Origin of the sequence: Diaphorobacter sp. (assembly GCF_050251835.1) — a bacterium.
Lineage (GTDB): Bacteria > Pseudomonadota > Gammaproteobacteria > Burkholderiales > Burkholderiaceae_C > JBFXIE01.
On record NZ_JBFWLZ010000036.1, the window covers coordinates 24,249 to 33,080 of the forward strand.

The 8,832-nt window shown below is 68.0% G+C and carries 5 protein-coding genes; 1 reads left to right on the forward strand and 4 read right to left on the reverse strand.

The window, feature by feature from the left end; all coding sequences use genetic code 11:
* Nucleotides 1-8 precede the first annotated feature (8 nt).
* The 4 genes from fdhF to selD form a co-directional block, all read right to left on the reverse strand.
* Complete coding sequence (fdhF, locus tag AB7E35_RS11940; RefSeq protein WP_428167614.1) at nucleotides 9-2,888, reverse strand: formate dehydrogenase subunit alpha; 2,880 nt, start codon at nucleotides 2,886-2,888, stop codon at nucleotides 9-11.
* Nucleotides 2,885-4,786, reverse strand: a complete 1,902-nt coding sequence (locus AB7E35_RS11945) for an NADH-ubiquinone oxidoreductase-F iron-sulfur binding region domain-containing protein (RefSeq protein WP_428167615.1) — start codon at nucleotides 4,784-4,786, stop codon at nucleotides 2,885-2,887. The genes fdhF and AB7E35_RS11945 overlap by 4 nt, the downstream gene beginning before the upstream one ends.
* A 98-nt stretch (nucleotides 4,787-4,884) precedes the next feature.
* The gene (gene apbC, locus AB7E35_RS11950) at nucleotides 4,885-5,976 is read right to left on the reverse strand and encodes an iron-sulfur cluster carrier protein ApbC (RefSeq protein ID WP_428167616.1); all 1,092 of its coding nucleotides are present in this window, start codon (nucleotides 5,974-5,976) and stop codon (nucleotides 4,885-4,887) included.
* A 133-nt stretch (nucleotides 5,977-6,109) separates the two neighbouring features.
* Complete coding sequence (gene selD / locus AB7E35_RS11955; protein WP_428163878.1) at nucleotides 6,110-7,195, reverse strand: selenide, water dikinase SelD; 1,086 nt, start codon at nucleotides 7,193-7,195, stop codon at nucleotides 6,110-6,112.
* Between the two features lie 160 nt (nucleotides 7,196-7,355).
* Between selD and mnmH the strand changes: the two genes are divergently transcribed.
* Entirely contained in the window at nucleotides 7,356-8,405 is a 1,050-nt protein-coding gene (gene mnmH, locus AB7E35_RS11960; RefSeq protein ID WP_428163879.1) for a tRNA 2-selenouridine(34) synthase MnmH, read from the forward strand.
* Nucleotides 8,406-8,832: the final 427 nt, after the last annotated feature.

Sequence of the window (8,832 nt, forward strand, 5' to 3'; positions counted from 1 at the left end):
CGCCGTGGTCAAGCGCCCTGCCCTTGCGGCGGTGCAATGCCCTGCACCGCCACGGCGCAATACTTGAACTCCGGGATCTTCCCGAACGGATCCAGCGCCGCATTGGTGAGCAGGTTGGCTGCCGCCTCCACGTAGGCAAACGGCATGAACACTGCGCCACGCGGCGTGCCGTCGTCGCGGCGCACGCGCACCTGCACGGCGCCGCGGCGCGAGCGGATCGCCACCCAGCCGCCCGGCGCCAGCCCCAGGCGCGCCAGTTCGTCGCCATGCAGCGACGCGCTGGCATGCGGCTCGATGGCGTCCAGCACCGCGCTGCGCCGCGTCATGCTGCCCGTGTGCCAGTGCTCCAGCTGGCGGCCGGTGATGAGCACCAGCGGGTAATCGGCGTCGGGCCGCTCGTCGGCGGCGATGATGTCCGCCGGCACCAGCGTGACGCGGCCCGTGGGCGTGGGAAAGCGATCGGTGAAAACGATGGGCTGGCCCGGGTCGTCGGCCGACAGGCAGGGGTAGGTCACGCTGGATTCGCGCTCCAGCCGCTCCCAGGTGATCCCCGCGATGGCGCCGGCCATGGCCTGGCGCATTTCCTCATAGACGGCGGCCACGCCAGACTCGGCACCCTCGTAGGCCCACCTCAATCCCATGCCCTTGGCCATCTGCTGAATGATCCACAGATCAGGCCGCGCATCGCCGGGCGGGCTCAAGGCGCGTCGGCCCAGTTGCACCATGCGGTCGGTATTGCTCACGCTGCCGGTCTTCTCGGGCCAGGCGCTGGCGGGCAGCACCACGTCGGCCAGCCAGGCGGTCTCGGTCAAAAAGATGTCCTGCACCACCAGGTGCGACAGGCTGGCCAGCGCCTGGCGTGCGTGGTTCAGGTCGGGGTCGCTCATGGCGGGGTTCTCGCCCATGATGTACATGCCGCGCACCTTGTGCGGGTCGGCCTCGTGAGCCAGCGCCTTGTCCATGATCTCGACCACCGTGTACCCCGGTGCGTCGTCCAGCGGCAGGCCCCAGAACTGCTCGAACCACGCATGCGCCTGAGGGTTGTCCACACGCTGGTAGTTGGGGAACATCATCGGGATCAGGCCCGCGTCGCTCGCACCCTGCACGTTGTTCTGGCCGCGCAGCGGGTGCAGCCCCGTGCCGGGCCGGCTGATCTGGCCGGTGACGGCGGCCAGCGCAATCAGGCAGCGCACGTTGTCGGTGCCGTGCACATGCTGGCTCACGCCCATGCCCCACAAAATCATCGACGCCCGGGCCGTAGCAAACGCGCGCGCCACCTCGCGCAGCGTGGCAGCGGGTATGCCGCAAACCGGCGCCATGGCCTCGGGGCTGCAGGCGCGCACGTTCTCGCGCAGGGCCTCAAAGTGGCTGGTGCGGTCGCGGATGAAGTCCTGATCCACCAGGCCCTCGGCTATCACCGTGTGGATCAGCGCGTTGAGCATGGCCACGTCGGTGTCGGCCTTGAATTGCAGCGTGCGCCAGGCGTGGCGGCCCATGTCGGTGACGCGCGGGTCGGCCAGCACGATCTTGGCGCCCCGCTTGGCGGCGTTCTTCATCCAGGTGGCGGCCACGGGGTGGTTGGACGCGGGGTTGGAGCCGATCACCAGAATGACCTCGGCATGCGCCACGTCGCTCACCGGGTTGCTCACCGCGCCCGAGCCCACGCCCTCCAGCAGCGCCGCCACGCTGGAGGCATGGCACAGCCGCGTGCAGTGATCCACGTTGTTGCTGCCAAAGCCGGTGCGCACCAGCTTCTGGAACAAATAGGCCTCTTCGTTGCTGCCCTTGGCCGAGCCAAAGCCCGCCAGCGCCCTGGGGCCGTGCGCATCGCGCAGCGCGCGCAGGCCGCCGGCGGCGAGTTGCAGCGCCTCGTCCCAGGTCGCCTCGCGAAAAACCTCGCGCCAGTCGTCGGGGCGCACCGCGCCCTGCCCGTCTTTGGGCACGCCCGGCTTGCGCACCAGCGGCACCGTGAGGCGCTGCGGGTGGTGGGCGTAGTCAAAGCCAAAGCGCCCCTTCACGCACAGGCGGCCGTGGTTGGCCGGGCCGTCGCGGCCCTGCACGCTGATGATTTTTTCATCGCGCACGTTGTAGGTGACCAGGCAGCCCACGCCGCAAAACGGACACACCGAGTCCACCGTGCGGTCCACCTTTTGCGATCCGACGTGCGTCCTGGGGCTCAGGGCGCCCGTGGGGCAGGCCTGCACGCATTCGCCGCAGGCCACGCAGGTGCTGGACTCCAGGGAGTCGTCCAGGTCAAAGACGATTTTTGAATCGGCACCGCGCAGCGCATAGCCAATCACGTCGTTGACCTGGCTTTCGCGGCAGGCGCGCACGCAGCGTGTGCACTGGATGCAGGCGTCCAGGTTGACCGCGATGGCCGGGTGGCTTGGGTCGGACGCGGGCTGTGCGCGGCGCAGCGCGGCCAGCGCTGGGCGCACTGCCACGCCCAGCGCGTCGGCCCAGGCACTCAATTCGCCATGCTGGCCCACTGGTGCCGATTCTGGACAAAATTGGCCTCTAGCGCTTACCTGACAAGCGCCAGCAGCTATGGTTTTTGCATCGTCATTCCACTTGTAACCGGTATCCGGCATGTCGGACAGCAGCAGCTCCAGCACCATCTGCTGGCTCTTGCGGGCGCGGGGGCTTTGGGCGTGCACGCGCATGCCGGGCGTGGGCTGGCGGCAGCAGCTGGGGGCCAGCGCGCGCTCGCCGTCAATCTCGACCACGCAGGCGCGGCAGTTGCCGTCGGGGCGCAGGCCGTCGGTGTGGCACAGGTGCGGAATCTGCACGCCGTGGCGCCGCGCGGCCTGCCAGATGGATTCGCCGGGCTGTGCCTGCAGCGGCTGGCCGTCCAGATCGAACGGTATGGCGATGGATGGAGGGCTCATGCCTGCACCTCGTGCGCAAAGTAGCGCTGCACGCAGCGCATCGGGTTGGGCGCCGCCTGGCCCAGGCCGCAAATCGATGCGTCCTGCATCACCTGCGCCAAATCATCCAGCGTGTCGCCGTCCCACACGGGCGCCTGCATCAGCTGCGCGGCCTTGGCCGTGCCCACGCGGCAGGGCGTGCACTGGCCGCAGCTCTCGTGCGCAAAAAACCGCATCATGTTCAGCGCCGCATCGCGCGCGCGGTCGTGCTGGCTGAGCACGATGACGGCCGCACTGCCGATGAAGCAGCCGTGCGGCTGCAGCGTGTCGAAGTCCAGCGGCACGTCGGCCAGGCGGGCGGGCAATATGCCGCCCGACGCGCCACCGGGCAGGTAGGCATACAGCTGGTGGCCATCCAGCATGCCGCCGCAGTATTCGTCGATCAGCTCTTGTACGGTGATGCCCGCGGGCGCCAGCTTCACGCCGGGCTGCTTCACGCGCCCGCTCACGCTGAAACTGCGCAGTCCCTTGCGCCCGTGGCGGCCAAAGCCGGCAAACCACTGCGGGCCGCGCTCGACAATGTCGCGCACCCAGTACAGCGTCTCGAAGTTGTGCTCCAGCGTGGGCCGGCCAAACAACCCCACCTGTGCAATGTAGGGCGGGCGCATGCGCGGCTCGCCGCGCTTGCCTTCGATGCTCTCGAGCATCGCGGACTCCTCGCCACAGATGTAGGCGCCCGCGCCGCGGCGCAGCTCGATGCGTGGCAACGGGCAAGGCGGGTCGGCCTGCAGCTCGGCAATCGCCGCCTGCAAGATGGCGCGGCAACCGTGGTATTCGTCACGCAAGTAGATGTAAACCGCCTCGGTGCCCACCACCTGCGCGGCCACCAGCATGCCCTCCAAAAAACGGTGCGGGTCACGCTCCAGATAGGTGCGATCCTTGAAGGTGCCGGGCTCGCCCTCGTCGATGTTCACTGCCATCACGGCCGTGCCCCCACGCTCCCCCGCTACGCGTGGTTCGCTGCCCCCCGAGGGGGCCGCCGCCTCCCTTGGGGCGGCCCGGCGCTCGGCGAGGGCGGCCTGCTCCCGCACGATGCGCCACTTGCGCCCGGCCGGAAAACCCGCGCCCCCCAGGCCGCGCAGGCCAGCGTCTTCCATCGCCGCCAGCACCGCATCTGCATCCATCTCGCCATTGACCAGCGCAGCGGCCAGCTGGTAGCCACCCTGCGCAAGGTAGGCGGCCAGCCCCACCCAGGCGGGCGCCACGCCCTCGTCCCCGCGGGTGATGGCCGACTGGGGCTTTGCTTCAAAAATAGTAGCTGCCAGCGCTTGTGGATGCTTTGCCACAGACCTGTCTGGTGTCAAATTCACCTGCGCCAGCACGCCGTCCACCGTGGCGTGCGGCACCGGGTACTGGTGCACCACGGCCACGGGCGCCTGCTCGCAGCGGCCCACGCAGGGCGCGGCCTGCACGCGCACATCGCCGTATCCTGCGGCGCGCAGGCGCTCCGGCAACGCAGCCAGCAGCTCGCGCGCGTCGGCCATGCTGCAGGACAACCCGTCGCACACACGCAGCACCAGGCGCGGTGCCTGCGCGTCGTCGTCACGCAGGATGTCGAAGTGTTGGTAGAAGCTGGCCACCTCGTACACCTCGGCCAGCGGCAGGTTCATCAGATGCGCCTGCGCCACCAGGTGCCGCGCGTGCAGCGCGCCATGGTGGTCGTTGATGCGGTGCAGGTATTCAATGAGCAGATCGCGCCTGAAACCCTCGGCCGGGCGCGGGCCCAGCAGCTGCGCCACCTCGGCCATTGCAGCATCTTCGGGCTGGCGGCCCTTGAGGTGCGCCCGGCGGCGCAACTGCGCGCGCAGGTCGTCCGGCGTGACCGTGGCAACGACGGTGGAGTGATTGGGTGGTGTCATCGCAAGCCGGCAGGCAATGGTAAAAAAACAAAGGGGCGCAGTGTGCGCCCCCTCCCTGCACTGCGTCAACGCGCCCGGGCGGTGACTGGCTCAGCCTCTCAGGTGTTCTTGCTGATCGCGATGGTCGGGAACTTGCTGGAGAAATCCTTGGCCTGCTGCGCGATCTTCACGGCCACGTCGCGTGCGACCTTTTTGTAGATCTGCGCCACCTCGCCATCGGGGTCGGCCACCACGGTGGGCTTGCCGCTGTCGGCCTGCAGGCGGATGCGCATGTCCAGCGGCAGCGCGCCCAGGTAGTCCATGCCGTACTCCTGCGCCATCTTCTTGCCACCGTCGGCACCGAAGATGTGCTCCACATGGCCGCAGTGGCTGCATACGTGCACGGCCATGTTCTCCACGATACCCAGAATGGGCACGCCCACCTTTTCAAACATCTTGATGCCCTTCTTGGCGTCCAGCAGCGCGATGTCCTGCGGCGTGGTGACGATCACCGCGCCGGTCATGGGCACGCGCTGGCTCAGCGTCAGCTGAATGTCGCCCGTGCCCGGCGGCATGTCGATGATGAGGTAGTCCAGATCCTTCCAGTTGGTCTGGCGCAGCAGCTGCTCCAGCGCCTGGGTAGCCATGGGGCCGCGCCAGATCATGGCCTCGTCCTGGTCCACCAGAAAGCCAATCGACATGACCTGCACGCCATAGTTTTCCAGCGGCTCCATGGTCTTGCCGTCGTCGCTCTCAGGCCGGCGGTTGATGCCCAGCATCATGGGCTGGCTGGGGCCGTAGATGTCGGCGTCCAGCACACCCACGCTGGCACCCTCGGCGGCCAGCGCCAGCGCCAGGTTGGCAGCGGTGGTGCTCTTGCCCACGCCGCCCTTGCCCGATGCCACGGCAATGATGTTCTTGACCTGCGGCAGCAGCTGAACGCCGCGCTGCACGGCGTGCGCGATGACCTTGGTGGTGATGTTGGCCGACACGTTGTCCACGCCCGGCACGCCCTTGGCCGCGGCGATGAACTGGCGGCGCAGCTCGGGCAGCAGGCTCTTGGCGGGGTAGCCCAGTTCCACGTCGAAGGCGACGTCGCCGCCGCTGATCTGCACGTTGCGCACCGCGCGCGTGGTGACGAAGTCCTTGCCCGTGTGCGGGTCCTGGACGCTGGCGAGCGCCGCCAGCAAGCCCTGTTCTGTGAGTGCCATGGCTGTGTTGTTCTCTTTCACTGGTAGGAAGCGGCTAGTCTATGCAACATTCACCGCGTGGGGAGATTGGTAGCCAAAATCCGGCTCCAGCGCACGTCCATCAAGCGCTGGCAGCTATGAATACAGTAGTGCATCAGCCGTTCGCCCCCGCTTGCACATCCACCCGCGCCGGCCCGGCCTGCACGCTGCCGATCACGGCTGCCTGCGCAAAGCCTTCGCGCGCGAACACGGCCAGCACGTCCTGCACGCTGCCAGGCGCACAGGCCACGAGCAGGCCGCCCGAGGTCTGCGGGTCGGTCACTAGCGCCTGTGCGGTGGGCGGCAGGCCCGCGGCCAGCGTCACGCCCTCGCCATAGCCGGCCCAGTTGCGGCCGCTGGCGCCGGTCACCAAGCCCGCGGCGGCCAGATCGGCCGCGCCGGGCAGCAACGGCACGCGGGCCCAGTCGATCTGCACGGTGACGCCCGCGCCGCGCGCCACTTCCAGCGCATGGCCGGCCAGGCCGAAGCCCGTCACGTCGGTGATGGCGTGCACGCCGGGCAGCTCGGCCAGCAGCGGGCCTGGGGTATTCAGGCGTGTGGTGGCGGCGATCATCTCGCGGTAGTGCGCATCGGCCAGCTGTTCTTTTTTGAGTGCGGCCGAATACACGCCCACGCCCAGCGGCTTGCCCAGCACCAGCACGTCGCCCGGCTGCGCGCCGGCGTTGCGGCGCACGCGGTCCGGGTGCACCAGGCCCATGGCCACCAGGCCGTAGATGGGCTCGACCGAGTCGATGGTGTGGCCGCCCGCAATCGGGATGCCCGCCGCGCGGCACACGTCCTGCCCGCCGCGCAAGATGGCGCCAATCACCTCCAGCGGCAGCTGGTTCACCGGCATGGCCACCAGCGCCAGCGCCATGATGGGCCTGCCACCCATGGCGTACACGTCGCTCAGCGCATTGGTGGCGGCAATGCGGCCAAATTCATACGGATCGTCCACGATGGGCATGAAAAAGTCGGTGGTGGCCACCAGCGCCTGGGTGTCGTTCAGGCGATAGACGGCGGCGTCGTCCGAGGTCTCGATGCCCACCAGCAGCTCGGGCGGAATCACGGCGCCCGCGCCGCTTTGCCGCAGGATCTGCGACAGCACGCCCGGCGCGATCTTGCAGCCGCAGCCGCCGCCGTGCGACAGCGAGGTCAGGCGTGGATGGGTGGAGGCGGCGGGCACGGCAGAGGCATTCATGGCAAGCGGGACAAGCGAGGCGGGTGGGGAAAGGCTGGCACGGTAACGGACAATGGCGGCTGCCCTGATGCAAAAGGTGTGCCGCAGGCGCGCCGCGCGCATCATCCCAGATTCGCACCTTTCCGGCTTTGTTCAGCGCCGCATTCCCCACAACACTCCCGTGTCCCACCACCGCCCCATCCGCCCCGAAGACCGCCACCAGTTCGATGCCATCATCGACGCGCGCTCGCCCGCCGAGTTTGCCGAAGACCACATCCCCGGCGCGATCAACTGCCCGGTGCTGGGCGACGAAGAGCGCGCCATCGTCGGCACCATCTACGTGCAGCAAAGCGCCTTCGAGGCGCGGCGCGTGGGCGGAGCCATGGTGGCAGCCAACCTGGCGCGCCACCTGCGCGAGCAGTTTGCCGACAAGCCCCAGGGCTGGCGCCCGCTGGTGTACTGCTGGCGCGGCGGCATGCGCAGCGGCTCCATGGTGCAGTGGCTGCGCCTGGTGGGCTGGGACGCGCAGCAGCTGGCCGGCGGCTACAAGGCCTTTCGCCGCCATGTGATGACCACGACCGAGTCGCTGGTGCCGCAGCTGCAGCTGCGCGTGCTGCTGGGCGCCACCGGCAGCGCCAAGACGCGCGTGCTGCAGCAACTTGCCACCTTGGGCGCACAGGTGCTGGATCTGGAGCACTGTGCGCGCCACAAAGGCTCGCTGCTCGGCGCGCTGCCGGGCGTGCCCCAGCCGTCGCAAAAAAACTTTGAAACGCAGATTGCCACCGCGCTGGAGGCGATGGATCTGTCGCGCCCCATTTACGTGGAAGGCGAGAGCGCGCGCATAGGCCGCCTGACGGTGCCCGTGCCGCTGGTGCAGCGCCTACGCGACGGCGCGTGCATCGAGATCGAGGCCACGCCAGAAGAACGCCTGTCGTACCTGCTGCGCGACTATGCCTACCTGGGCGACGACCCCGATGCCCTGGCCCAGCGCCTGGGGGCGCTGGCAGAACTGCACGGCAGGCAGACCGTGCAGCGCTGGCAGGCGTGGGCGCTCGCAGGCGAACTGCCTGCACTGTTCGCAGAACTGATGCATTTGCACTACGACCCGCACTACGGACGGTCCCAGGCGCGCAACTTTGCCCGCTGGGAGACGCGCCAGCGCGTCAACGCACAGGATTTGTCGCCCAATGGCATTGTCAGCGTGGCGCGGGCGGTGCTGGCGTTGGGGTGAGACTCTGTTTGCATGCTAATGGGGGTCAGATTCCAATTAATTTGGGGGTTTGGTCAAAAACGGCTATCGCGCATGTTTTGTAGGCGTGGGTAGCTATTGTTTTTGAGTCTGTGTTGGGTGTTTGGATGGCGCTGGCTGGGATATGCGCCCGGCCAGCAACATCCAAACACCCCGCAAAGACTCAAAAATAATAGCTACCCACACTTACCCCACAAGCGCTGCAACCGTTTTGATCTAAATCCTCCAATTAATTGGAATCTGACCCCCAATAACGCAGCGCAACACAACATCCCCGCATCAGCTAGGGATGGTGTTCAAAACTCTGCCGCTGGCGCTGTCTGAAGTACGGCGCCGCGCCTGACAATACGCTCATGAAGCAACAAGACCTCGGCCTGAATCTGAGCAAGCGACGCACGCGCAAAGCGGT